Below are 26328 nucleotides of genomic sequence, written 5' to 3' on the forward strand. Positions count from 1 at the left end.
AACACCGGAGATCGCGCGACTCGGCCTGTAAGGTGAGCGAGTAGCTGGCTGCAAAGCGCCCAATCGGATAGTAAGACGTATTGTGCGCGTCGACCAACAAGCGATCATCCTGGAGGGGAACCAGTGTTTCAACTTGCTCGACGAGTGGTTAGCAAAGACAAAATCGAGCTCATAGACCGGGCATTCACCTCTCTAGGCATCCAATCGTTCGCGGACTTGGGCGCTGTTTGGAGGGTCGAAGGCGCGTACACATTTCATGCGTTGGAGACACACCAGATAAAGGATGCAGCACTGGTCGACCTCAATGTCACTCCGACGGTCAGCGCGCGGGCACAGTCCCATCCGCAGCTTCGCCTTATTGGCGGCAATTTTGGCGATCAAGCCGTGGCCGACCAAGTCGGTAACGTGGATGCGGTCTTCTTGTTCGATGTATTGCTGCACCAGGTGTCCCCTGACTGGGATGCAATACTCGAGATGTACGCAAAGCAGACGAATTCGCTGTTGATTTATAACCAGCAATGGACGGGTTCGGAAGAAACCGTCCGCCTGCTGGATTTAGGCGAGAAAGAATACTTCCGTAACGTGCCCCACAGTCGCCGAGTAGAGGAGTACGAAAACCTTTTCGAGAAGCTTAATGAGAAGCACCCTGATATGGACAGGACGTGGCGCGACTTCCCCGGCGTTTGGCAGTGGGGCATCACAGACGCCGACCTCGAGGCAAAGGTCTCTCAGCTCGGATTTAAGCTGGTGTACAAGAAGGACTGCGGCCGCTTTGGCAGGCTGCGGAACTTCAGGAACCAGGCCTTCATTTTTACACGCGAATAGCTTATGGGATGGAATTGCAACTACATCTGATATCCACTACTGCGTAGTGCGTTAGCGCTGGTCCGGAACGAGTTTGTATCGCTTTTTGCGGGAGGCATTAGTGCAAAAGATTGCAGTCGGAAAACTACGCGGGGTGAAGCTGGCCGTACTGCAACCTGTGTGCGGCAGACGCTCCCACTCGCGGCCGACTCTCGAGTTTGCTGTCGCACTGCAATTAAATCCGAAGCTGCAAGGCCATCCATGATCAGCACCAACGACTGCCGGCTGATCGATCTACCCAAAATTCACGATCCACGAGGCAACCTCACCTTCATCGAATCGGGGGAGTATCTGCCCTTTGAAGTAGAACGAGCCTTCTGGATTTATGACGTCCCGGGCGGCTCGATGCGCGGAGGACATGCTTACCGGACAGGCCAGGAGTTGATCCTTGCGCTGTCAGGGAGTTTCGAGGTCACATTGGACGATGGTTCCCATCAAGTGCGTTATGTGTTGAACCGGTCCTACCATGCTCTTTTCGTTCCTAACCTCATATGGCGGGAAATGATCAACTTCTCCACGAACTCGGTGGCGCTCGTCCTCGCTTCTGACCCATTCACACCTGCCGATTACGTACGCGATTATGGTGACTTTCTGCGGCTCAGGAATGAGCAATGAGCCGCGTAGACGAATGCAGACTGGTGGATCTGGACAAAATCGAAAGTACCAGCGGCACTCTGTCTCCCCTCTATGGCGAGGTCCACGTCCCTTTTGCAATCAAGCGGGTCTACTACCTATACGACGTTCCTGGCGGCGCAGAGCGCGGTGGCCACGCACATCGAGAGTTGCAACAATTGATCGTTGCAGCTTCGGGGTCGTTCGCGGTCACCCTCGACGACGGAGAGAACCAGCGGACGGTTTCACTCGACCGCTCGTACTATGGCCTTTACCTGCCGAGCATGATCTGGCGCGAGATCACCGGCTTCTGCACCGGAGCCATATGTTTGGTGTTCGCCTCGCTACCCTACGACGAACGCGACTACATCCGAGACTATGGGGATTTCTTGTCGATGGTCCGCACCCGTGCCGATGGGGGTGATGGCGGTTGATCGGGCTACGGTCTGTCAGCCGCGTAGTCGAAGCAGGGCATCGTCATGCCTGACCTCCCTGCACAGGTGCCCTTTCTCGATGTTCGCGCCGCCACGCAGGAAATCGATGCACCTGTGCGGGAAGCAGTCGAGCGGGTCGTGCGCAGCGGCTGGTACGTACTCGGCGAAGAGACGGCGGCGTTTGAACGGGAGTTTGCTGAATTCACTGAGGCCCGACATGCCGTTGGGGTTGGCAATGGCTTGGATGCTATTACTCTCGCATTGAAAGCGCTTGGGATCGGGCCGGGCGATGAAGTTATCGTTCCGGCACATACTTTCATCGCCACATGGATCGCGGTGGCACACACCGGTGCTCGGCCAGTGGGTGTGGAGCCGGTCGTCGGCCAGTGGAACCTTGATCCCGCTCGCGTAGCTGAGTCCATTACCCCGCGCACCCGCGCCCTCGTTCCCGTACACCTCTTCGGCCAACCGGCGGACCTTGCGGAACTTCTCGACATGGCAAAGAAACACGGATTGGTAGTAGTAGAGGATGCGGCGCAGGCGCATGGTGCGCGCTACAGCGGCCGGCGCATTGGCGCTCACAGCGACGCGGTGGCCTGGAGCTTCTATCCCGGGAAAAACCTTGGGGCACTTGGTGACGGGGGAGCCGTAACTACCGACGACGCAGGTACTGCTGCTCGTGTCCGGTCACTCGGGAACTATGGCAGCAGCAGAAAATACGTTCATGACCTGCTTGGGGCGAATTCACGGCTCGACGAGATCCAAGCAGCGGTTCTGCGCGTCAAATTGCAGCACCTCGACGACTGGAATGCTCGTCGGCACGCGATCGCAAAACGCTACACCGACGAACTCGCGGACGTGCCCGGACTTCGCTTGCCGGCGGTCGCGCCCAATCGGGATCATGTCTGGCATCTCTATGTCGTCGACCATGCGTTGCGCGATGAATTACAGAACCACCTGACTACCAGAGGGATTCAGACTCTGGTGCACTACCCGATCCCACCGCACAGGTCTGGTGCGTTTGCATCACTAGAGCTCGGCGAGGGCGCCTTCCCCATCACGGAACAGGCAGCTCGAACTCACCTGAGCCTGCCCATGGGCCCCCATCTGCGGGACGAAGACATCTCCCGCGTGGTTGACGCCTGCCGATCGTTTACGTCAAGTCCGGACAACGGCGACGTGACGTGACGTCAGTTTTTGCTCGTAATGGCTTGCGGGCGCGGTCGTGCCGGTAAACGCAAGAATCGCCCAATCCGGAGCGCGCACGTTTTCTCGTGGCGGTGCCGGTCTCAGTCGCGACAAGGTTAGCGATAGTCCGCAGCAAATATTAGCTACGTCCATGCGTTTGCACACTTTCAACCCAGCAGCGCAGTGAGGCGCGCGCGGCGCTTGCCTTGCCATACACACGCCCCCGATCTGCCGCGGAAAATCTGCGACGCGGGAAGTTGCTAGGTCGATACGGCTCCTGACGGAAGCTGGGTCCTATGTTGCTACGGTGACCAGGTCTGGTAGCCATCGGCGTTTAAGCCAAACGGCCGCCGGCAGTGGGATGCGCTGTGTGGCAGGTGCATAGCATTCAACTTGCCGCAGCGGGCTTAGCCGAACGCATCAAGGGTTCACCACGTTGGCTTCTAAAGCGGTTGGACGCGGCCCGTTTTCGTGCCACCAACGAGTGTCGCCACATCGCCCGGATGACTGCCGGAAGGGCGAGTTGAACGCTGAGCCACCGGATTTCGTTGCGGGTGAAGTTCGTGAATGCCGCGGGTGAAGTTATGTGAATGTGGGCGTGCCCTATTGCCGTCATTTCTGACGCACGCGTAAGATATCGCCTTGATGAGCACCGTCGACGCACTGCCGCGACCAGAGCCGCAGTGTCTCATCCGTTCCATCCGAGGACAGTGCAGACCCATCGCATTGATGCAGCGATGAAAACGACCAACTCGCTAGGCAGCAGCGTTCCGCTCGCTCGATGCCATGAAGCGCTTTTCGAACCGTCAGACGCCCGGTGTCGCGCCGTTGCCCCGCGTCCCCTCTCAATCGCCACGATGTACCCTTGAGCGTCCACGCCGCACCCACGGGGATCAGACGCCGACCGGTCGCCTTATTCGTTCTCGGCATGCCTCGGTCCGGAACGTCGGCGCTCACGCGTGTCCTCTCGCTGTGCGGCGCTACGCTTCCGCCCGAGCTCGAAGTCGCCGACTCCTATAATCCGCGTGGCTACTGGGAACCGCGTGAGACTCACCATCTCAACGGCCATATGCTGCGCAGCCACTACAGCACCGATGCCGACCCCTCACTGCGTTTGCAGGAAGACGGCGCAATCGGTGTCGAAGAAAAGACCGCCTTCATCGACAAGATTAAGGCTTTCCTCACGACGCTGCCGTACGCGCCACTTGTAGTGATTAAAGACCTCTATATAACGGCACTTTCGGAGATGTGGTTTGCGGCGGCGCGACAGGCAGGATTCGACATCGCGGTCGTGGTCGCCTTGCGCCGCCCACAGGAGGTCATCGCGTCAGTTGCGGCGAGTCGGAGGCTCTCACCGGAGCTTCCGCATGCGCTTCCGAGCGCCATGTGGCTCAAGTACAACCTTCTGGCCGAGCGGAATACGCGCGGCGTGCCACGCGTATTTGTCGAGTATGCCAACCTTCTCGACGACTGGCGCCGCGAAATTAAACGGATTTCCGCTGCGCTCGGAATCGACCTGGCCCACCGCGATGAGTGCGCAATCGACGAGTTCCTCACGAGGGATCTTCATCGCAATCGCGACTACGGTCCGGTGCCGGAGCCATTCGGTACAGATTGGGTTTCCACCGTCTATCAGACGGCCCGAGCGGCCGCGCGTGACGAGCCCTGGCAAGAGTCCGCGCTGAATCGTGTTTACGACGCCTATCGGGCGAGCGAACATGCTTTCCGAACGGCCTTCAGGGATTTCAGCGAGGATTTCCGGGACCAAATGCCTCCGCCCAACGCAGTGCTCCTGCGCCTCTTACCGCGACGTAACGTGATCATCGAGCTACGTCGTCACGGCGGTGTTCGCGGCTTGAGTATCGAGGTGCGTCGCCGCCGCGATGCCCGCTGACCGCTCGGGAGACGGCAACCCGCTCGCGCGTTCGGGACTTCGGGGCCCCGGAAGGCGACCTCTGACGACATGTGCTGCGATAGGGCGGACAGAGTGATCATCACGGGCGACGTCAACAAAGCCGACTCTTCAATTCGGCTTGGTACGGCCGACGTGTATGCGACCCTGGGCTTTCCGATTGATCGTCGGGCGGTTTGACATGATGGCTTCCAGGGGGATGAACACAGCTTTCTTTGTCTAAGTGAACGCGCTATACGATGCCAACGACCCAACGCGCTCCACTCTCGCTGGGCCTGGGGGGCCCACGCCTGACTGGAATCGACGAGGACGGGATTCAACCGATGACCCGCGAGTACACCCAGGCCGCGCAGGCCCTCATCGAGACGCAGGCCCGCTTTGCGCGCGGCAGCATTGAACGGGCCAGCGTTGAGTTCGGTTCTGAATGGGACAACGCCTTCGAGCAGCTACTGGCCCGCGTCTACCGTGATCCACTGGCGATGGCCGACGCGGTCAAGGGTTATGCCGCCTTTGCGGTGGACTCGATGCGCCGCCAACGGCGCTTCGAGGTGGAACGCGAATACCCTGCCAAGACGTTCGCCGAGGCTGCGCAAGAGGTTTACCTGAACGATGAGTACATGCACACGCAGTACTTGCCGGGGCTGCTGCTCTCTCATTACCTATGGCCGCATCACTACCTGCAGTTGCAGTATTTCGAGCGGTTCTTCTTGCCCTCGCTGGCTAAAGAGGCCCGACCCCGTTTTGCCGAGGTCGGTATCGGCACAGGTGTGTACTCCCGCACTGCTTTGCAGGCAGTGTCGAAGGCGGAAGGCGTTGGTTACGACCTGAGTCCGGTCTCGGTCAATTTCACCCTCGCTCACCTAGAGGCTTTCGGGCTGTTGGATCGCTATGACACCAGCTTGCGCGACGTTATCGCGCACCCACCGGAAGACCAAATTAGTCACGTGATCTGCGTGGAGGTGCTTGAACACCTCGAAGACCCCGTGGCGTTACTGCGAGCCCTGAAGAACATGACCGCCCCCGCCGGCAAGCTCTTCATCACCGCCGCGCTCAACGCGGCCAACGCAGACCATATTTACCTCTACCGAAATGCCGAGGACGTCCTCGCGCAAGCCGAGGAATCCGGCCTGCACGTGGAGCACTACTACTTCGCCAACGCCTACCCAGCTCCGACGCGGGGCGTGCCCGTCCCCGGCGCAATGGCTATGGTGTGCACCCCGGAGCGCTGAGCTTCATGGCAGACATCACCCTCGAGGGCGAATTCGTCACCCTGCGGCCGATAGCGGTGGATGACGCTTCACTGACCTTTACGTGGCGCAAAAGCGCGCGCGCGGCCAACTTGAACGCCGCTCCGCAGAGCCTTGAGCAGCAAACGAATTGGATCGCCACGCGGCCCGCTTCGGAATATAACTTCATCATTGAGCTAAAAGATGGCCGTCGCGTAGGTATGGTCTCTCTGACTGGCGTCGATACCACGCACCGCCGTGCTGAACCGGGACGCTTCTTGATCGGGGATGAAGAGGCAGTGCGCGGCCTGCCGGTAGCGGTAGAGGCCATGAAGCTCGTCTACGAACTGGCGTTCGGCAAGCTGGGATTACAACGAGTGCATGGATCTGTCGCGTCCGACAACAAGCTAATGATCAAGTGGCAGAAATTCATGGGGATGACCGAAGAGGGACGGTTGCGTAACCACTATTTCATAAACGGAAAATTCCAGGACGCGGTAATTTTTGGTTTGCTGGCCGAAGAGTACGCGGCAAAGACGAAGCCAAATATGGAGGTCTTTATCAAAGCGGCAAGAAAGGCGAAGTGAGGTGCGTTTAGGAACGCTTGTTGCCAACACGCCCGTCCTGCGTGCCGGTCGGGCGGCGTGGGCGGTTCCCCGGGCAAAAATCAAGAGATGCAACGGAGTCCAAGCATGAGCAACAAAGAAGCAGTCGAACGCATCATTTTTCAGGCTCTCGAAACGTTGAACAAAGAGCGCGCGTCGGATGAGCAGATCGACGTCGGTCCTGGCACGGCCCTTTTTGGACCCGATGCCTCGTTGAATTCACTTGAACTCGTCTCAGTCATGGTTGACATCGAGACGCTGTCCGCCGACGAATTCGGCCATCCCGTCAGCCTGACAGACGACGCAGCTATGGAGCGCGATCCGGTTCCATTTCTGAACGTCTCGACACTGACCGCCTACATACTCGAACTGCTGGGCGACTGAGTAACGGCGATGTCCGCAAGCTATGACGAAAAGGTGGTGTTGGTAACCGGCGCGCGTCGGGGTCTGGGCGCCGTGGTCGCTGAACATTTCGAGCGGCGCGGGGCGCACGTGGTGGGGTTTAGTCGCCATGTCGATGAAGTTCCCAAGTCGGACCGTCGCTACGACGTAGCCGTCGACATCGGGGACGCAAGTTCAGTCAGCGCTGGTTTCGAAGAAATTCGCAAGCGTTTCGGCAAGCTGGACATCTGCGTCAACAACGCCGCTGTGCTGACCTCGCAGTACGCAATGATACTGCCGGCCGCGTCGGCCCAGGCCATGGTCGAAACGAATTTGTTAGGCACGTTCCTCGTCTCACGCGAGGCCGCGAAGCTCATGCGCAAGGGTAAATGGGGTCGCATCGTCAGCGTGAGCTCGATGGCCGTGAGCCTAGAGCCCATGGGCGACTCGGTCTACGCTGCCACCAAGGCTGCGGTCACCACTCTCGCCAACATAATGGCAAAGGAACTGGCCACCACGAACATCACCTGTAACACGCTCGGGATCAGCGCCTTCGAAACTGACATGTTAAGCCAGCTACCGCGCGATAAAGTCAATGCCGTGATCGCCGCCCTGCCGCTTGCGCGCATGGCGACGCGTGAAGACGTGGCGCATGTGCTCGATTTCTTTTGTGGACCTGGCAGCGGGTGTATCACTGCGCAGACGGTGTACCTCGGCGGGGTACATTGAGATGCTTATATCGCGTTCAACATCGTTTGTGCAGCGCCTTCGACGCTGCTGCACGGAGGCGGCCTGACAGAAATGACTACCAGCGCCGGCGCTTTGCAAATCGTGGCAAACCAAGGCTTTTCCTCAAATACGTACCTTTTAGCCTCTGGCGCACCTGGTCGTTGTGTGATCGTCGACCCAGGACTGGATTCCGCGTCGTTGGAGAAGAAGCTGAACGACCTCGACTGGGCCCCTGAAGCTGTGCTGTGCACTCACGGCCACTTCGACCATGTAGGCGGAGCGGCTCAACTGCAATCGCAGCACCACATCCCCGTCTACCTTTGTGCGGCCGATATAAAGGCGGCCAAAATGTCTAACTTCATGATGGCCGCTTTTAAGATCGAAAAACGAATCGAACTGCCGGATTTCCAGGTGATAGAGGGCGAGGACTCACTTCTAGAGTGCGGCGGGCGGTCTTTCCTCTTTCATTCAGTGCCGGGTCACACCCCCGGCAGCGCTGTCATCGAGGTGGATGGTTTGCTCTTCTCTGGAGACTCGCTGTATGCCAAGCGAATTGGCCTATCTCAATTGCCTGGCGAGGACTCGCGGACGCTGCGCCGCTCGCTGCGTCGCCTGTTCACCCGTGTGGGCGACGAGATGCTCGTACTACCGGGACACGGCAGTAGCGCGACGCTGAAAGACATTCACGAAAAGAACCACAAGCTGCGCGAGTTCATGGCGGAGATCGATTGACCCGCACTGCACGCCGACGTAGCGCACGCCTGTCACTGAGAGGGTTGCAAACCTTTACGCTATGAACTCTGTTCCGACTTCTGCCGTCCCATTGCCCGCCGTTTCCATCGTCGGAGTGGGCCACCACCTACCTGCGCGAGTGGTCGGCAACGACGAGCTGTGCCAGAAGCTGGACCCGGCACAAACCATTACGCCTGACTGGATCGAAGAAAAAACTGGTATCCGCCAGCGCCGTATTGCAGACCCGCAAGACACCGCGTGGGGGTTCGCAGTGGCCGCAGCTAAGCAGGCGATGGCGATGGCGCAAGTCACCGCCGAGCAACTAGACGTCATTATCTGTTGCACCTTCTCTGGGGACTACATCTATCCGCCGGTCTCCGCCAAGGTGCAGCAGCAGCTCGAGGCAAAGCACGCACAGATCTACGATGTGCAAGCCAACTGCTCGGGCTTCGTCACAGGGTTGACGGCAGCGTCCGATCGCATGAAGGTGGACGACACTGTGCGCTACGCGCTGGTTATCGGCGTTGAAATGCTTAGCCGCTACATCGATGGCAGCGACGTCAACACCGCCATATACCTCAGTGATGGCGCCGGTGCAGCCGTACTGAGCCGAGTGCAGCAAGGCGGCATCCGCCACTCCGCCTTCCACACGGACAGCTCGAACTTCGATGCCGTGCGCCAGCGCGGCGGAGGCTCGATGTTTCCCACGAACGGTCGGCCGTTCGATCGCGCGGTGGACTTGATGGAGATGAACGGTATTGCGACGTGGAAGCAGGCCATCACTCATCTGCCCCCCACCATTCGCAAGGCAGTCGCCAAGTCGGGCTACGAGATCAGCGACATCGACTTCGTCGTGTTCCACCAGGCGAATCTGCGCTTGATCGAATACCTCGTGAAAAAAATGGGATTCGGTTTGGATAAGACATATGCCAACGTCGCCGAGGTGGGTAACACTGGCTCGGCATCGCTTGCAATCGCACTGAGCGAAGCGGTGCACAAACGCAAGTTGAGCCGAGGCCAGCGCGTGGTGCTAGCCGGCGTGGGCGCGGGGTTCAATTTCGCGGCGAGCGTATGGGATTGGACTTTGGAGATACCCCAATGAGGCGGGTCGCGCGGAAGTGTGTCCACCGAGCTGGTGCGCATCCGTTCCTCGGCTCGGCCGGTGTGGTGATTGACCGAGGATTGCGATGACCGTGTTCACCAATTTTGACGACGTAAAAGAGGGCGACACTGCTTCGGTGGTCAAAACCGTCACCGATGTCGAAATTCGAAGGTTCGTTGAGCTCACCGGGGATGACAACCCCCTGCACGTAGATGCCGAGTTTGCGAACCGCACGCCCTTCAAAGAGATCGTCGTCCATGGCATGCTGGGCGCATCGTTCATCTCAACCGTCATAGGCACGAAACTTCCAGGGCCAGGCGCGTTGTGGGTATCGCAGTCATTCGACTTCAGCTTGCCGGTGCGCCTAGGTGACACGCTCAGTGTGGCCTGCACCGTGGTGCGCAAACACGCCCGCGACCGCCTGCTAGAGCTGGACATGCGGATCACCAACCAACACGGCCAAACGGTGTTAAAAGGCCAGGGCAAGGTCAAGTTGCTCGAAGCGCCCGAGGCCAATGTTGTGACACCGAAGCCGACGCTCAAGGTCGCGATCGTCACCGGCGGGGGCGGGGGTATCGGTAGCGCAATCTGTGAAATGCTCGCCACTGATGGGTACTCCCTTGTTGTCAACTATCTGAACAGCCGCGATCGAGCCGATGCGCTGGTGCGCCAACTAAACACAATCGAGCCGCCTAGGACGCGTGCGGTAGCAGTACAGGCGGACGTGTCCACTGCGGAAGGGTGCAGGCGATTGAACGACGCCGCGAGACGGCACTTTGGGGGAGTGAGTGCGCTCATCAACGCCGCCTCACCACGTATCGTCCCCAAGCCGCTCGCCGAGATGCGCTGGGCCGAAGTGCAAGAGCATCTCGATGTACAGGTTAAAAGCGCGTTCCTGTCGGTCCAAGCGGTCGCGCCGCTCATGGCGGATAACGGGGGAGGCCGCATCGTTTGCATTACATCGGAATCCATCGACGGCGCCCCCGTGAGCGGGTGGACGGCTTACGCCACGGCCAAGGGCGCTCTGGCGACGATGGCGCGGTACCTCGCCGCAGAGCTTGGCCCGCAGGGGATCACGATCAACTGCGTCTCCCCGGGTATGACGGACACCAGATTTATCAGCGGCATTTCTGAAAAGCAGCAGCTGATGACAGCGCGTCTAAAACCGTTGCGCCGCTTGGGTACGCCGGAAGATACGGCGGGGGCCGTCGCCTTTTTGCTATCCGATCAGGCCTCCTACATCACGGGGCAAAGCCTGAAGGTGAATGGCGGGGGAACGATGTCGTGAGTGATGCTCGCACTGAAGCCTTGGAGATTCTGCGCGACCCAACCGCGGCCATGACCGATGTGCTTAAGGCGTTGTCCACTCTTGACGAGGCAAAACATACCGGCCGGACGGTCAAGCTCGGAATCGCCGCCAACATCTCGGTAGAGCTTCTGGGCACGTATCTCCGTCGCTATGCGTACATCGCGGACGTCAAGTTGGAAGTGATTACGGGCTCCTACGACGATCTGCTGAACGACGTCACGGACTTTGTGACCCAGGGCGTTGACCACGTGCTTGTGATCCCATTTTTCGACAACCTCTACGCTGCGTGGGAATCTCAACTCGACGGGCTCACGACCAATGAGCAGCAGGAGAGAATGCAGGCCTGGCTCTCCAAACTCAAGCTCGCAGTAGGCGAAACCGCGTCCGTAGGCCGTTTGACGCTTGCCGGCGCCCATCTGTGGAACTCCAGGCCTTACGGAGCCGCAGGGGAGTTGTTGCTCGAATTCAATCGTGCAATGAAGGCGTTGTCCGACGGGCAAGCCAACGCACAGTTTTTCGACACCGCAGGGATCGTGACTCACCTCGGGGAGAAAACCGCATTAGACGCGCGGTTCTATTACTCGGGCAAGGCCCCATACACCCCCGCCTTCTTTGATGAGTTCGCGCGCCGCTTCGCGCTGGCCACGCGTGGCTTTGATTCGTACTTCTACAAAGTTGTGGCATTGGACTGCGACAACACGCTTTGGGGAGGCATCGTCGGGGAAGATGGGCCGACCGGCATCGGGCTCGATCCGTACGACTACCCAGGCAATGTCTTTTGGACTGTGCAGCAACAGCTTCGCCAGCTCGAATCAATTGGGATTTTGCTCTGCCTATGCACTAAGAATAACGCCGCAGATGTGGACGAAGTGTTTGCGACGCACCCTAACGCGGTGCTGAAGGATGAACACTTCGCGGCCAAGAAGGTGAATTGGGAGCCGAAGGTTGCGAACCTGCAAGCCCTAGCGAAGGAGCTGAACCTCGGACCGGAGAGTTTCATATTTATCGACGACTCCGTATTCGAGTTGGAGGCCGTTCGCGCACAGTTGCCCCAAGTCAGGGTATTTCAGGTCCCGAAGAAGTTGAGCGACTACCCGGCGATGCTGCGCGACGTGACCGCGCTCTGCGTGGCCGGCGGAGTAGTCAGCGAGAGCGAAAATAAGACGCGTCACTACAGACTGCTGGCCGAGTCATCCGCTGCGCAAGCGAACTTCGCGAATCAAGAGGATTACCTACGCTCGTTGGACTTGGAGGTGCGCATCTACCGCGACGCGCGCGAGCAGATTCCCCGCATAGCCGAACTGACCCAAAAATCAAACCAGTTCAATTTGACCACGCGCCGTTACACTCCGGGCGAAATTGTCGCGCTAATGGACCGCGCGGACAGCACCGTGTACTCGTTTGAGGTTAGCGATCGGTTTGGGAATTGCGGCATCACAGGCGTGATCGTGGTGGACTTCGCCAGCGAACACGCCGTGGTAGACGCGTTCTTGATGAGTTGCCGAGTGATCGGACGGGGGGTTGAGTTTGCTGTGTGGCGTGCCATCCTTGATGACACACGAATACGCGGTACTCGCGCCTTGTCGGCCAGTTATCTGCCCACTGCGAAAAACACACAGGTGGCAGACTTCTTTGACCGGCTCGGCCTCTCAATGGTGGAAGAATCCGAGGACGGTTGCCGCCGTTACGAAGTCCAACTGGACGACTTTCGGCCGGCAGATAGGGATTGGGTGGAGTTGATTGATGGTTGATGAGGCAAAGCTCAAAGAGGTGATGGCCGCGGTTCTGGGTGTGGATGTGTCCACGATCAGCGACGACGCCAGCATGGACAGTATCGAGAGTTGGAACTCGCTACGTCAGATGAGCTTGGTGCTGGCGCTCGAAGAAGAGTTCGGTGTGTCGTTTCCAGATGAAGACGCCGCGAACGCGACCTCGTTCAAGCTTCTCTCATTAGTACTGCAAGAGCAGGTTGCCTGAACGCGAATGCCCTTCCAGAAAGGCTTTTCGTGGACGCCACGATGGATTGGCTCATCGAGCGCTTCGTAAGTGCAGGTGAGAGAACGGCTTTCATTCACCACGGGATGCCGTTCAGTTATGGCCAGATGGTGGATCGCATCTCCAGGCTGGAACTCCAACTTCGGCAGGCCGGCGTCGGGAACCACGACACGGTGGTGGTTCTGGCTGACTACGCGCCTGAAGTCGTGTGCCTGATGCTGGCCCTAGCGAGGCTTCGCGCAACCGTCGTGCCCATGACGCGCGGGTCGGTGATTGAAGAGGATGAGGTGCTCAGCATCTCAGGCTGTACCCGTCGGATCACCTTCTCCCCGAACGGCGTTACTTGGGAGATGGAAACACATTCTGTGCCCGTCGCCAGCGAGTTGATGACTGAATTCCGCCGGACAAAAAACCCAGGCCTGGTGTTGTTCTCATCTGGATCGACCGGCAAGCCTAAAGGCATGCTGTATGACTTTTCGCGAGTCGTGGACCGGTTCAAGGTACAGCGCGCGCCAGTCGTGGCGGTTCCATTCCTCCTGCTTGACCACTTCGGCGGAATCAACACCATCCTTGCCATCACCAGCAGCCTAGGCACCGTAGTTACGACCGAAAACCGTCTCTTGCAGACCATATGTGCGGCAATCGAGAAGTACAGCGTCGACCTGCTGCCGACAACTCCCTCATTTCTGACCATGCTCGCAGCGACCGACTTGCCGGCGCGTTACGACCTGAGCTCGTTGAAGCGCATCACATACGGCACGGAAACCATGCCGCAAGCCACCCTGGATCGCATCCGCGAGCGCTTCCCCAACGTCGAATTGCAGCAGACGTACGGACTTTCGGAGGTTGGTGTTCTGCGATCTCAGTCACGCCCGGATGGCTCGCTTTGGGTCCGAATTGGGGGACAGGGTTTCGAGACCCAGGTGCGCGAAGGAATATTGTGGGTTCGCTCCGAGTTCCGCATGCTCGGCTACCTCAACGCCCCGTCTGCTTTTGATGACGATGGCTGGTTCAACACGCAAGATCGTGTGGAAGTCGATGGCGACTGGTTCAAAATCTTGGGCCGCGTGACCGATCTAATAAACGTGGCGGGGCAGAAGGTGTACCCGGCCGAGGTCGAAGATGTCATTTTGCAACTACCAAACGTCACTGACGTGGTTGTTAAGGGAGAAAAACACACACTGCTCGGGCAGATCGTGGTGGCACACGTGGCGCTTACCGAGCCCGAACCGCTGTCGGAGCTACGTGCGCGTGTGCGTTCGGCGTGTCTATCCAAGCTCGCTGACTACAAGGTGCCGGCCAAAGTGGTGCTGATGGAGGCGGAAATGTATTCCGCAAGGTTTAAAAAAGTTCGCAGATAGACGTCGGGACTACGACTCCTTCCACCTCAGGTTGGCACGGAGCCGCCGGGCTCGGGCGAACTCACGGACGGGGGCGAGCATCAACGTTTTCATCCGTGAGACTCTGTCCGGCCCGTAGACAATGACTTCTAGAGCTCGTAGCAGCCAGACGGGCACCCACCACATTCCCGCAGTAAGTCGGATCATGATGGGTGATGCGGGATCAACGATCACCCAAGTCAGAAGGCGCAGCCGGTCAAGCCACCAGGGTCGTGCCTCGAAAGTTTGTACCGTAAACGGGGAATGTTGTCGTACTGAGAGTTCTTGCGGGACGAAGCAAGCCGCCGATCTCAGCAGCATACGCAACCAGAGGTCCAAATCCGATAGATGAGCGATGTCGGAGCGGATGCCTCCTGCGTCGAGCGCCAGTTGACGCCGGAACATAACGTTGGTGGGCTCTCCGATCCAGTTAGTCGCGAGGCCCTGCAGCGCCATTTGCATGACTAAAGACTGACCGTCGTTGTGTTCTTTCAAGTTCCGAAAGCGCGTATGCAGTGTGCCGCATCGGCGTAGCCACTCGAGGTCATCAGTCAACACGCGTCGGGGTGCGAAAGCCAGTCCGACAGAGGGATCATCGAAACACCGGGCGAGTGTCTGAAGAGCTCCGGGCAGCAACCAGTCATCGCCGTGCACGTATTGGATGTAACTGCCGCGCGCGAGTTCCAAGCATTTGATGTGGTTCCCGTGCGCGCCCAGATTGGACGTGTTGCGTATCAGCCGGTCTCCCGGTCGTAGCATCTTTTCGGCGATGGCGACACTATCGTCCGGCGAGTTGTCGTCAACGACGATGAGCTCGTATTCAGTGTCTTGATCCAGGATGCTCCGCAGACAACGCTCGATCGTCGTGCCGTTGTTGTACATCGGTACGCACACCGAAATAGTTGGGGTGATTGGCGAACCCTCAGCGTTGGAATTCACCGATACTGATGTCGATACATCGTCAGGCAAAGTGGTGAGAATCCTTCCGGCCGTACCTGCGGTGGGGTGTCTGCCCTGGAAGAAACTCGCAGACAATGCGTGTCGGATTCAGCCGCAGCGTCGCAAGACGGGGATTCGTCCCGCGCAAAGACCCGAGCGTTGTGATGGGCAGAGTCGTCTTCCGAGTAGTCCTGAATCGGATACTGCGAGCTCCTACGGTCCCAGGCGGCGCCCGATGTACGAGCGTGTTGCTGTCGGCCATCATCAGGGGAGGCACGCGGTGAGCGTACACCGGCGCTCGCAGCCCTCGTCGAATTTTGGACGGTGACGGCGAAGAGCGACGTGCTTCTCAGTTGGCTATCGCGATGGACGCGTAAGATTAGCGCGAAACCGCCTCGCCCGGGCGAACTCACTAGCGGGCGCCACGAGCAACGCCTTCAGCCGCGAGGACCGCTGAGGTCCGAACGCCGTCACTTTGAAGAGCAGTCCCAGCCAGACAAGCGCCCACCATGGCGTTGCAGCGGCTCGGACAGCGCGTGTGGATGCCGGGTCCACGATCATCCACGTCAGAATGCGTAGCTGGTCCAGCCAGTGCCGATGGGACTTGGTGATGTTCGCGGACTCGGTGGTAGCGGTGTGATGACGTACCGAGAGCTCTTGCGGTACAAAGCAAACCGCTGATCGCAGCATAAGGCGCAACCAGAAATCCAAGTCCACGGTCTGAAAGACGTCGTCCCGTAAGCCTCCCGCGTCCGCCGCCAGCCGCCGCCGGAACATCACGCAGCTCGGCTCGCCGATCAAATTGGCGCTTGCGCCCCATAGGGCCACGATCTGCAGGACCAATGACGACCCGCGATTTCGCGCCCGAAGTTTCACAAAGTAGACGTGCAGCTTGCTAGGTGCCCGGCGACGCTCGCTCCAAGGCAGGTCGTCGGTCTGCACCCGTCGGGGTGCGAAGGCCATCCCGACATCAGAGTCGTCAAAAGATCGGGCCAGTGTCTGCAGGGCTCCTGGGAGCAACCAATCGTCGCCGTGCAGAAACTGGATGTAGTCGCCACGGGCAAGTGCCAAACATCTGTTGTGGTTTCCGTTCAGGCCCAGGCGAGCGTCGTTGCGTATCAAGCGGTCTCCGGCGCGGAGCAATGTCGCGGCAATTGCGGCGCCATCGTCTGTCGACTGGTCGTCGACGATGACGATCTCGAACTCGACGCCATGCTGATCCAGGACGCTACGTAGACAGCGCTCGATCGTCGCCGCGTTGTTGTACATCGGCACGCACACCGAAATCAGTGGCGCGGCCTGCGCATCGTCGATTCGGTCAGTGGCCGCGGGTTCCACGCCCGAAGCGGGAGGGCCAGGCTGGTCGGCGGGGCCGGTCACGCGCTGGACTCCGCGGACAACCGGTATCCGCGCACTGCAAGCGGGAGGAACACGGCGAGCAGCACGACAGCCCAAATCAAAGTTGTCACGAAGGGCGCACCGATTGGACCGCCATAGGCTAATGACCGCATGGTCTCGATAGGCGGCGATATCGGTTGCATGCGGATCAATGGCTGAGCCCAATCGGGGAACAGTTTGATTGGCGTGGCACCGGGATTGACAAACGCAAGCGCAAATGTGACGCCCAAGAGCCAAGTCATCGCGGTGCGGCCATTGTTACGGATCGCCATCGCCATCACCAGAGCGGTGAACCCGGTCACCACGATCGACGGGGTCAGAAGGAAAAGTAGGGCCGCAGGCCAACCGTGCGTGAAGCGCAAACCCATTGCCACCCCGATCACGGTGATCAAGATGGTGCCGATGAACGCACGCACGACCTCGGCGATCACCCAACCGGTGACCGCGCTCGCTCGGTGAATTGGCAGAATCCACATCCTGCTGAGGAGGCGCGACTCGCGGTCCATGGTGATCCCAACCGAATTGCCCAGCGAGCCGAAAAGTGCGGAAATCACGGCGCACATGGGGACCACGCCGTAAATGCTGTCGACACCAGTCACCTTGTGCACCTGTTCGCCGAGCACAATTTTGTAGATGAAGAGGAGGAAGACGGGTAACAGCAGCGACCCCATCAGCACCGCTTGGTCACGCCGCCATCGGAGTAGGAGTCGTCCTGCCTGAACCCAACTTTCGATCAGCAGGGAACCGTGCGGCGCGAGGCGATGCATCACTAGCCGCGCCTTTGCATGCGCAACGTGATCGTCCCGAAGACCAACACCATGCCCAGACACCAGGCCAGGGTGGCCGCTAGGTTGCTGAGCAAGACATGCCCGGTGGACAGTCCGCGCAGGGTTTCGGCGAATTGTGAAATCGGTTGGTTGCGCACATACGGACGCAGCCACTCGGGAAAGGTCTTTTCGGGGGCGATTCCGGTGGAGAGCATGAACAGCAGCAGTTGAGGGACAAACAAGAAGTGGCTGGCCCCCTGGACACTCTTTGCGCTCGATCCCAGTGCGTCGGCGCCCAGAGCTATGGCCAGGCACAGCAGCAAGGAGATGAGCAGGAAGGCCGCCGCGTATCCCAATCCCCCGGTTATCCGGAAACCGAAGGCATAGCCGGCGATCAACGCCACTAGCAGGGAGAGCACGGCGCGCATCAGGGTGGCCACCGTGCGGGCTGTTACTGTGGCCGCCGCAGGGACGGGCAGCGTCCGCATCCGTTCACCGAACCCAAACAGATGGTCGCGCGCCGCGCGGTCGGCGGTGAGCAGTCCCACGAAGATCATCGATTGTGCGACCACCGCGGGCAGAAAGTACTGCGTATAACTGACGGGCCCCGTGTCGATCAGGCCGTGCAGCGCCACACTGAACCCTGCCAAATATGCTGCGGGGGAGATGATTTCGAATATCATCTCGCCATCGCGTGCTGCCGACATCAGCGAGCGTTCGGTGAGGGCGGCAAGGGCGCTCATGGCCGGGCGACGGTCCGCTCAGTCAAATGCAGGAACGCCTCGTCGAGCGAGGGCTTGCGTAGCGAGATATCGGCGAGTTCGAGCCCGAGCGCATCGACCCGGCGAAATACCTCAACCAGGGTCGTCACGCCGTTGGGGGCGAATACCGACACCGAACTCGTGTCGGTGTTGATATCGACCCCGTCAAGTCCGGTCAGCGCCCCCGCAACTTGGGGCAGATCGGCAGGATTGGCCGGCGTCACCTGGCAGTAGCTGGAACCCACCGCGCGCTTGAGTTCCTCGGCGGTGCCGCTGGCGATTACCTGCCCATGGTCGATGACGACGATCGAATCGCTCAAGACGTCGGCCTCTTCCAGGTACTGCGTCGTGAGCAGGACGGTAATGCCCTGCACCGTCAGCGAACTCACCAGGGCCCACACGTCGCGGCGGCTGCGCGGGTCCAACCCGGTGGTGGGCTCGTCGAGGAACAGCACCTTTGGCGGCACCACCAGGGCACTAGCCAGGTCGACGCGGCGGAACATGCCTCCGGAGTACGTCGACAGCCGGCGGTCGGCAGCGGCGACCAGGTCGAATTGTTCCAGCAGTTCGTCGGCGCGAGTCTTCGCCTGTCGGCGGTTCAATCCGCGGAGCCGGCCGAACAACACCAGGTTCTCCCGGCCCGTCAGCATGGGATCCATGCCGGTGAACTGTCCTGCCATGCCGATGCTGGCCCGTACCTCGGCGGGCTGGCGGGCGATGTCATGCCCGGCAACGCTGGCACGACCCGAACTGGGGCGGATCAGTGTGGACAGGATATTGATCGTGGTGGTTTTGCCGGCGCCATTATGGCCGAGCAGCCCGCACACCGTCCCGGCCGGAACCGAGAAGTCCACGCCATTGAGCGCGATCGTGTTTCGCCCGAATGTCTTTGTGAGGCCGACAACCTCGATCGCCAGTGAACTCACGGTAGGAGTATTTCATGGTGCGTGTCGGCATGTTGGCGGTATCGACAGATGACGATGTGGGGGAGGGGATGGGCTTGAAGCAAACTCATTGGCGTCCAATCTTTCTCGCCGCGCTATTGCGCGGAGGGCATCGACCGCCCCGCTATCCGGGACAACGAAACGACTAGGACCACCTAGACGGTCGGCCTGGCGATCGGGATCTCGGCCGTGGGGGCGTCCGCGTCGTCGTCCTCGCGCAACAGCGTGCGCACCGACGGGCGCGTGCCCACCGAGCGAAGCAGCAGGCTCGCCGGCCGGGGCCGAACCAACAGCGGCCACCAGAACCAACGCCCGAGCAGCGCCGCGATGGTCGGCGTCATGAACGAGCGCACGATCAAGGTGTCGAACATCAGGCCCAGGCCGATCGTGGTACCGACCTGACCGATGATGCGCAAGTCGCTGACCACCATCGATGCCATTGTGAAGGCGAACACCAGGCCCGCGTTCGTCACGACTTTGCCGGTGCCGCCCATCGCGCGGATGATGCCCGTGTTGATGCCGGCGGCTATCTCTTCTTTCATGCGGGACACCAACAGCAGGTTGTAGTCCGACCCGACCGCCAGCAAGACGATGACCGACATCGGCAGCACCATCCAGTACAGATCGATGCCGAAGATGTACTGCCAGATCAGGACAGACAACCCGAACGAGGCGCCCAACGAAAGGGTCACCGTGCCCACGATGACAAGGGCGGCGATAAAACTTCGCGTGATGATGAGCATGATGATGAAGATCAGACACAGCGCGCCAACGCCGGCGATCAAGAGGTCGTAGGTCGAACCGTCCCGGAAGTCCTTGAAGGTCGACGCGGTACCCGCGATGTTGATTTTGGCGTTTTCCAGCGGCGTGTTCTTGAGGGCTTCTTCGGCCGCCTGCCTGATCTTGTCGATGCGGGCCACGCTTTCGGACGTTGCCGGGTCGCCGCGGTGGGAAATGATGAAGCGGGCGGCCTTTCCATCGGGCGACAGGAATTGGCTCATCGCTTTCTTGAAGTCCGCATTTTCGAAGATGTCCGGCGGCAGGTAGAAAGAGTCATCATTCTTGGAGGCGTCGAATGCCTCGCCCATGGCAACAGCGTCCTTGTTATTGCTGTCCATCTGGCCGATGATCCCGGACATGGTGCTGTGATTGGTCAGCATCATCTGTCGCATGTCCTCCGACATGGCGATCATCGGCGGGTACTGCTCAAGCAGCTGCGGCATCAGCTTGTCCATATTGTCGAGATCTTTGATGAGATCCGTCAGTTTGTCGCTGAGCGTGTCGACGCCGTCGAGCGTTTCGAAGATATTCCTCAACGACCAGCATATCGGAATGTCATAGCAGTGCTTTTCCCAGTAGAAGTAGCTGCGCAGGGGGCGGAAGAAATCCTCGAAGTCGGACATATGGCCTCGCAGGTCGTAAAGAACCTCGGCCATTTCTTTGGTCTTCTCGATTGTATCGTGCGTGATATCGGTCATGCGCGATTGCAATTCATAGATGCGCTTCATGATCTCGATTTGTTTCGCCATCATGTCCGCCTGGACGAGCATGTCATCCATGCGCAGCTGCATGTACTTGATGTCCTGACTCATCATCGCCTGTTGCATGCTGAGCAAAAACGGAATCGACGTGTGCTGGATCGGCGTTCCCTCCGGCCGCGTGATGCCCTGCACCCGAGAAATCCCGTGAACCCCGAAGACTGCCTTGGCAAGCCTATGCAGCACCAGGAAGTCCGCCGAATTCCGCATGTCGTGATCGGCCTCGATCATCACGATTTCGGGCATCATTCGCGATTGATTGAAATGACGATCGGCGGCGGCGTACCCGACGTTGGCGGGAACGCTGTTGGGCATATACAGCCGGTTGTTGTAGCTCGTCTTGTATCCGGGCAAAGTGGCCAGGCCGACAATGGCGATCGCTATCGTCGCGCACAGGATAGGGGCGGGCCAGCGGACGATTGCCGTGCCGATCCGGCGCCAGCGGCCGAATCCGATCGTGCGCTTCGGGTCGAGCAAGCCGACACCACCGCCGACGGTCAGCACCGCCGGAACCAAGGTCAAAGCGATCACGACCGAAATCAGCATGCCCAAAGAGCAAGGCAGACCCATGGTTTGGAAGATGGGCATGCGGGTGAAGCTCAGGCACAACATCGCCCCGGCGATCGTCAGACCCGAACCCAGGACCACGGGGGAGACGCTGCGATAGGTGGTGAAAAACGCGGTTTCCCGGTCCTCGCCGGCTTGGCGCGCCTCTTGATAGCGGCCGAAGAAGAAAATTGCGTAGTCGGTTCCGGCGGCCATTGCCAGCGCGACCAGCAAGTTCACGGCAAACGTCGACAGGGCGATGAAGTTGTGATCGGCGATAAAGGCGATGACACCCCGCGCGGCAAAAACTTCGATGCCCACCGTCAGCAACAAAAGAATGACGGTAATGACGGAGCGGTACACGAAAAGCAGCACGATGAAAATGATCAAGGCGCCGATCATCGTCATTTTCAGAATGGAGCGGTCACCGGCGAGCTGCATATCGGAAAAAAGCGCCGCCGGGCCGGTGACATAGGCCTGAATGCCGGGAGGCGGTGGCGTCCGCGCGATGATGTCGCGGATCGCCGCCACGGATTCCTGACCCTGCGTGGTGCCCTGATTACCCGCCAGGTTCAACTGCACGTAGACGGCCTTGCCGTCGGGACTCTGGGCACCCGCCGCGGTGAGGCGGTCTCCCCACAAATCCTGCACGTGCTCGATGTGCTTGGTGTCGCTCTTGAGTTCGCGAACCAACTTGTCGTAGTAGGCGTGTGCCGAGTCGCCGAGCTGCTGCTGCCCCTCGATCACCAGCATCGCGAAGCTGTCGGAGTCCGATTCCTTGAAGTCCCGGCCCATGCGCTGCATGGCCTGGACGGCCGGGGCGTCCTGTGGGGCCAGCGGCACCGAATGCTGTTGGCCCACGATCTCGAGCCGCGGGACGCCGAAGGTCACCAGCAGGGTCAGCGCTACCCACCCGATGATGATGAGCGCCGAAAAGCGACGGATGTTCCGCGCGATGCGGGGAGGCCGAGTCCCTTGGGTCGTCATGCGGCCCCCAGCGTGTCTGCGGCGCTATCGCCCTGCGTCACGATGTTCCCCACGGTTGCTGTTCCCATCCTGAAGTGGAAAGCCGCCACTTACTGCGACTGCTTCAGCAGCAACGAACGCACCAACGGACGAGGCCCCGTGGGCCGCAGCATCGTGCTGGCGGGGCGGGGACGCACCAGCTGTGGCCACCAGAACCAACGCCCCAGCAACGCAGCCACAGAGGGCGTCATGAACGCACGCACCACCAACGTGTCGAACAACAGTCCCAAACCGATCGTGGTGCCCAATTGGGCGATGCTGCGTAGGTCGCTGACCACCATTGAGGCCATGGTGAACGCGAACACCAGGCCGGCGTTCGTCACGACCTTGCCGGTGCCGCCCATGGCGCGAATGATGCCGGTGTGGATCCCGGCGGACAATTCCTCCTTCATGCGGGAGACCAGTAGCAGGTTGTAGTCCGAGCCGACCGCCAACAGCACGATCACCGAGGTGGACAGCACCGTCCAGTGCAACTGCATGCCCAGGAGGTACTGCCAGACCAATACGGATAGCCCGAAGGACGCGCCGAGGGACAGCAAAACCGTGCCGACGATCACCATAGCGGCGATAAAACTTCGCGTCATGATCAGCATGATGATGAAAATGAGGCAGAGCGCGGAGACGCCGGCGATTAGGAGGTCGAACTTGGATCCGTCCACCAAATCCTTGGTGATCGCCGCCGTGCCGGTGAGGTAGATCTTGGCGTTTTCGAGGGGGGTCCCCTTGAGCGATTCTTCGGCCGCCGTCTTGATCTGCTCCACCCGCGAGAGGCCCTCGGGTGTCGCCGGGTCACCCCGCTGCGAGATGAGCAGGCGGAAGTCCTTCCCGTCCGGCGACATGAACACCTTCTCGACCCGCTTGAAGGCGTCGGAGCCGTTGATGATCCCCGGCGGGAGATAGAAGGAATCGTCGTTTCTGGAGGCATCGAAAGCCTGCCCCATGACACTCGGATCCTTGGCGCTCGAATCCATCTGGCCCATGACCCCGGACATGGTGCTGTGCATGGTCAGCATCATGTTGCGCATGCCCGACATGGTTTCGATCATTGGCGGGATCTGCATGACCAGCTGCGGCAGGATCACATCAAGCTGATCGAGATTCTTCACCATCTCGGCCAGTTTGTCGCTGATCTCGTCCACGCCGTCGAGCGTGTCGAAAATCGATCTCAGCGAGAAACAGATCGGAATGTCGTAGCAGTGCTTTTCCCAATAGAAGTAGTTGCGTAGGGGCCGGAAGAAATCCTCGAAATCCGAAATGTGGTCGCGCAACTCCGACGTGATGTCCTGCATCTCATGCGTCGTCTGGACCATGTGGTGAGTCGTGGCGACGAGCTCCTTCATCAGACCCAGCATGTGCTGCATGATGCCGATCATTTTTCCCAGCTCGTTGGCCTGGACGAGCATGTCGTTCATGCGGTCTTTTTGAAAGGCCATGTTCTGCATCTGGCTGGCCTGACCCATGCTGATGATCCACGGAATCGTGGTGTGTTGCAGGGGAACACCTTCGGGGCGGGTGACGGTCTGCACCGTGGCAATACCCGGGACAGCAAGTACGGCCTTGGCGAGTTTGTTGATCACCAACATATCGGTCGGATTGCGCAAATCGTGATCGGTCTCGACCAACAGAATCTCGGGCATCTGCATTCGCTGGCCCGGAAAGTGCCGCGCGGCCGCCGCATACCCCACATTGGCGGGAATGCTTTGCGGAATGAATTTCTGGTCGTCGTAGCTCGGGCGGTAATTCGGCAAGGCCAAGAGGCCGATCAGCGCAACGGCCAACGACGCAACCAGAATGGGCGCCGGCCACCGGACGATGGCCGTGCCGATCCGTCGCCACCGGCGGGCCGAGACCGCCCGCCGAGGCTCGAACAGGCCGAACCGGGCTCCGGCGGCCAGCAGCGCCGGCCCCAGCGTCAGCGCAATTAGCACCGCAACCGCTATGCCGACCGCGCAAGGGATACCGAGCGGTTGGAAAAAGGGCAGACGGGTGAAGCTGAGGCAGAGCACCGCGCCCGCGATGGTCAAGCCGGAGGCCAACACAACCTTCGCGACCCCGGCGAATGTGGTGTAGAAGGCGTCTTCGCGACTTTCGCCGGCCTGCCGAGCCTCTTGATATCGGCCGACGAAGAAAATGCCGTAGTCGGTTCCCGTCGCGATGACCGCCGCGACCAGCAAGTTGACGGCAAAGGTGGTAAGGCCGACCAGCCCGAGATGGCCGAGTAGCGCGACCATACCGCGCGCGATCTGCAATTCCAGGCCGACGATGAGCAACAGAAGGATGACGGTGACAATCGACCGATAAACGATCAGCAACGTCAGGAAAATCACGCAAAGGCTGGCCAAAGTCACCAGCGCGACCGTCTTCGCGCCGGCGGCGTTCATGTCCGCGACGATGGCCGCGGGACCGGTGACATAGACCTTGAGCCCGGGCGGGGGAGAAGCCTCCTGCACGATCTTTCTAACTGCGGCCACAGATTCGTCGCCCGCGGCCGCGCCCGCGTTGCCGTTCAGGTTCACCTGAACGTATGCGGCCTTGCCGTCCTGGCTTTGCGCGGCGCCGCGGGTAAGCGGGTCGCCCCAGAAATCCTGGACATGCTGCACGTGCGTGTGATCGGCCTCCAACTGGCGAACCAAACGCGTGTAATACGTGTGCGCGTCGTCGCCCAGTTGCTGTTGACCCTCCAACAGGACCATGGCCATGGCGCCGGTATTGGTTTCCTTGAAATCCTCGCCCAGCCGCTCCATCGCCTTGAACGACGGTGCGCCCAAAGGACTTAGCGATACCGCATGCTCAGCCGAAACCTGCTCCAGTGAAGGGACGGCGACGCTGATGAGGACCGCGATGCCAAGCCAACCCAAGATGATGGGCACCGACAACCGGTGGATGATCCGCGCCACCCGTGATCGCGCGGCGGGCTGCTGGGTCTCCAATTGCTCGGTACTCATGTGGCCGTCAACACGCAGTAGGTGAACGCGTTCAATTGGTGCGAGATCCTCTCGGTCTTGACAACGCCGTCCACCACGATGCGGCAGCCAAGAGTGTCGCTATTGCCCTGCGCCACTACGTTTCCCACGATTGACGGCAACGTGGTCGAGATGTCGAACGTCCACGGCAGCACGATGCCGGTGATGTGGTTCGGCTCGCCGTTGGCGTCAAAGTAGCTGATGTCGGCCATCGTCCCCGCCGGGCCGAAGACCTCGTATTTGACGTGCTTGGGGTTGAACGGTTTGGTGTCCTGCTGCCGTGATTCGGCGTACGACGGGCGGTGCTCGGAACCGAATACGCCGTGCAACCGCGAAACGGTCATGCCCCCGGCAATAACCACCGCCACGATCACCAACGGGATCCACAGCCGCTTCAGCAGGCTGAGAACTGCGGCACTCTTTTGGGATCGATTCGTTTGACGGCCAGTTTGCTGTGTGGTTTCAGGCGAAGATCGGCGAGCAAAGCCCAAGAAACCGCGTCTCCGGCCAGACGGTTGGCTAATTTCTCGTCCTTCCGCGATGGTGTTGTCGGGCCGGGCCCGCACGTCGGATTCGACCACTGCACCCCCTTCAGCCGTCTTCATGTCCGCGCGGGCTCCGCCACCCGAACATGCAACTACAGACCGGTAGCAACACGCCAGACTGCGGCGCCTTGATGCGGTGTACGTCGCCGACCAGTCGTGTCTCCGTTACCTCATGCGAGCCCCGCCCCCGGGGAACGCGACCAGGTCTTGATGAGTAAACCACGCCCGTCGCTTCCGTATCAGTGCTTTGGCAACGCGATACGGGATCGTGACCGATTCCACCTGCGTAAACGGCGTTTTGCTGACCGCTCCGCCCCGGGCAGCGGTCGCCAACGCCGCGCAACCACCTAAGCACAGCAGTCGTCACGTGTCACCGGCCGGGAGGGTTCAACATGCCCTGCCGGAGGCGGCAGGTTCGCCTCCGGGTGATTTT

General features: G+C 60.0%; 23 protein-coding genes. 15 read left to right on the top strand and 8 right to left on the bottom strand.

Going from position 1 to position 26328, the window contains the following annotated elements; all coding sequences use genetic code 11:
- The first annotated feature begins 144 nt into the window (after positions 1–144).
- From QGN31_RS10330 to QGN31_RS10400, 15 genes are all read left to right on the top strand, one after another.
- Positions 145–825, top strand: coding sequence for a hypothetical protein (locus QGN31_RS10330; protein ID WP_009953308.1), 681 nt, complete (start codon positions 145–147; stop codon positions 823–825).
- A 240-nt stretch (positions 826–1065) separates the two neighbouring features.
- A complete protein-coding gene (locus QGN31_RS10335) occupies positions 1066–1479 on the top strand; it encodes a sugar 3,4-ketoisomerase (protein ID WP_009953309.1) in 414 nt (137 codons plus the stop codon).
- On the top strand, positions 1476–1910 hold the full coding sequence (locus QGN31_RS10340) for a sugar 3,4-ketoisomerase (protein ID WP_029384376.1): 435 nt from the start codon (positions 1476–1478) through the stop codon (positions 1908–1910). Before QGN31_RS10335 ends, QGN31_RS10340 begins: the two co-directional genes overlap by 4 nt.
- 45 nt (positions 1911–1955) lie before the next feature.
- Positions 1956–3098, top strand: coding sequence for a DegT/DnrJ/EryC1/StrS family aminotransferase (locus QGN31_RS10345; RefSeq protein WP_142305485.1), 1143 nt, complete (start codon positions 1956–1958; stop codon positions 3096–3098).
- Between the two features lie 928 nt (positions 3099–4026).
- Positions 4027–4992: a sulfotransferase family protein gene (locus QGN31_RS10350; RefSeq protein WP_050782786.1), complete on the top strand. Its 966-nt coding sequence runs from the start codon at positions 4027–4029 to the stop codon at positions 4990–4992.
- 341 nt (positions 4993–5333) lie between these two features.
- Positions 5334–6239: a class I SAM-dependent methyltransferase gene (locus QGN31_RS10355; RefSeq protein ID WP_201359413.1), complete on the top strand. Its 906-nt coding sequence runs from the start codon at positions 5334–5336 to the stop codon at positions 6237–6239.
- A 5-nt stretch (positions 6240–6244) separates the two neighbouring features.
- Positions 6245–6823, top strand: a complete 579-nt coding sequence (locus tag QGN31_RS10360) for a GNAT family N-acetyltransferase (RefSeq protein ID WP_142305484.1) — start codon at positions 6245–6247, stop codon at positions 6821–6823.
- Positions 6824–6928: 105 nt separating this feature from the next.
- On the top strand, positions 6929–7225 hold the full coding sequence (locus QGN31_RS10365) for a hypothetical protein (protein ID WP_009953315.1): 297 nt from the start codon (positions 6929–6931) through the stop codon (positions 7223–7225).
- Between the two features lie 9 nt (positions 7226–7234).
- Positions 7235–7951, top strand: coding sequence for an SDR family NAD(P)-dependent oxidoreductase (locus tag QGN31_RS10370; RefSeq protein WP_009953316.1), 717 nt, complete (start codon positions 7235–7237; stop codon positions 7949–7951).
- A gap of 72 nt (positions 7952–8023) precedes the next feature.
- Positions 8024–8683, top strand: a complete 660-nt coding sequence (locus tag QGN31_RS10375; protein WP_201359412.1) for an MBL fold metallo-hydrolase — start codon at positions 8024–8026, stop codon at positions 8681–8683.
- A gap of 61 nt (positions 8684–8744) precedes the next feature.
- Positions 8745–9785 (top strand): 3-oxoacyl-ACP synthase III family protein, encoded by a 1041-nt coding sequence (locus tag QGN31_RS10380; protein ID WP_201359411.1) that lies wholly within the window; start codon positions 8745–8747, stop codon positions 9783–9785.
- Positions 9786–9870: 85 nt separating this feature from the next.
- On the top strand, positions 9871–11073 hold the full coding sequence (locus QGN31_RS10385; protein WP_201359410.1) for an SDR family oxidoreductase: 1203 nt from the start codon (positions 9871–9873) through the stop codon (positions 11071–11073).
- The gene (locus tag QGN31_RS10390; RefSeq protein WP_009953322.1) at positions 11070–12845 is read left to right on the top strand and encodes an HAD-IIIC family phosphatase; all 1776 of its coding nucleotides are present in this window, start codon (positions 11070–11072) and stop codon (positions 12843–12845) included. The genes QGN31_RS10385 and QGN31_RS10390 overlap by 4 nt, the downstream gene beginning before the upstream one ends.
- On the top strand, positions 12838–13071 hold the full coding sequence (locus tag QGN31_RS10395; RefSeq protein ID WP_009953323.1) for an acyl carrier protein: 234 nt from the start codon (positions 12838–12840) through the stop codon (positions 13069–13071). The genes QGN31_RS10390 and QGN31_RS10395 overlap by 8 nt, the downstream gene beginning before the upstream one ends.
- A 41-nt stretch (positions 13072–13112) precedes the next feature.
- Entirely contained in the window at positions 13113–14450 is a 1338-nt protein-coding gene (locus tag QGN31_RS10400) for a class I adenylate-forming enzyme family protein (RefSeq protein ID WP_201359415.1), read from the top strand.
- A gap of 9 nt (positions 14451–14459) precedes the next feature.
- Here the strand turns inward: QGN31_RS10400 and QGN31_RS10405 are convergent, their stop codons facing one another.
- From QGN31_RS10405 to QGN31_RS10440, 8 genes are all read right to left on the bottom strand, one after another.
- Entirely contained in the window at positions 14460–15437 is a 978-nt protein-coding gene (locus QGN31_RS10405) for a glycosyltransferase family 2 protein (RefSeq protein WP_373306618.1), read from the bottom strand.
- Positions 15438–15764: 327 nt separating this feature from the next.
- Positions 15765–16676, bottom strand: a complete 912-nt coding sequence (locus QGN31_RS10410; protein WP_142305486.1) for a glycosyltransferase family 2 protein — start codon at positions 16674–16676, stop codon at positions 15765–15767.
- A 107-nt stretch (positions 16677–16783) separates the two neighbouring features.
- Positions 16784–17572 carry an ABC transporter permease gene (locus QGN31_RS10415; RefSeq protein WP_080552501.1) on the bottom strand — a complete coding sequence of 263 codons (789 nt, stop codon included), beginning with the start codon at positions 17570–17572 and terminating at the stop codon, positions 16784–16786.
- Positions 17573–17574: 2 nt separating this feature from the next.
- Positions 17575–18315, bottom strand: a complete 741-nt coding sequence (locus QGN31_RS10420; RefSeq protein WP_009953329.1) for an ABC transporter permease — start codon at positions 18313–18315, stop codon at positions 17575–17577.
- On the bottom strand, positions 18312–19259 hold the full coding sequence (locus QGN31_RS10425; RefSeq protein WP_009953330.1) for a daunorubicin resistance protein DrrA family ABC transporter ATP-binding protein: 948 nt from the start codon (positions 19257–19259) through the stop codon (positions 18312–18314). Before QGN31_RS10425 ends, QGN31_RS10420 begins: the two co-directional genes overlap by 4 nt.
- 173 nt (positions 19260–19432) lie before the next feature.
- Positions 19433–22348: an MMPL/RND family transporter gene (locus tag QGN31_RS10430; RefSeq protein WP_201359409.1), complete on the bottom strand. Its 2916-nt coding sequence runs from the start codon at positions 22346–22348 to the stop codon at positions 19433–19435.
- An 89-nt stretch (positions 22349–22437) separates the two neighbouring features.
- A complete protein-coding gene (locus QGN31_RS10435; RefSeq protein WP_201359408.1) occupies positions 22438–25332 on the bottom strand; it encodes an MMPL/RND family transporter in 2895 nt (964 codons plus the stop codon).
- A complete protein-coding gene (locus QGN31_RS10440) occupies positions 25329–25748 on the bottom strand; it encodes an MmpS family protein (protein WP_036390192.1) in 420 nt (139 codons plus the stop codon). The genes QGN31_RS10435 and QGN31_RS10440 overlap by 4 nt, the downstream gene beginning before the upstream one ends.
- Between the last annotated feature and the right edge of the window lie 580 nt (positions 25749–26328).

The organism is Mycobacterium sp. 2-64 (assembly GCF_035918375.1).
Classification (GTDB): domain Bacteria; phylum Actinomycetota; class Actinomycetes; order Mycobacteriales; family Mycobacteriaceae; genus Mycobacterium; species Mycobacterium intracellulare.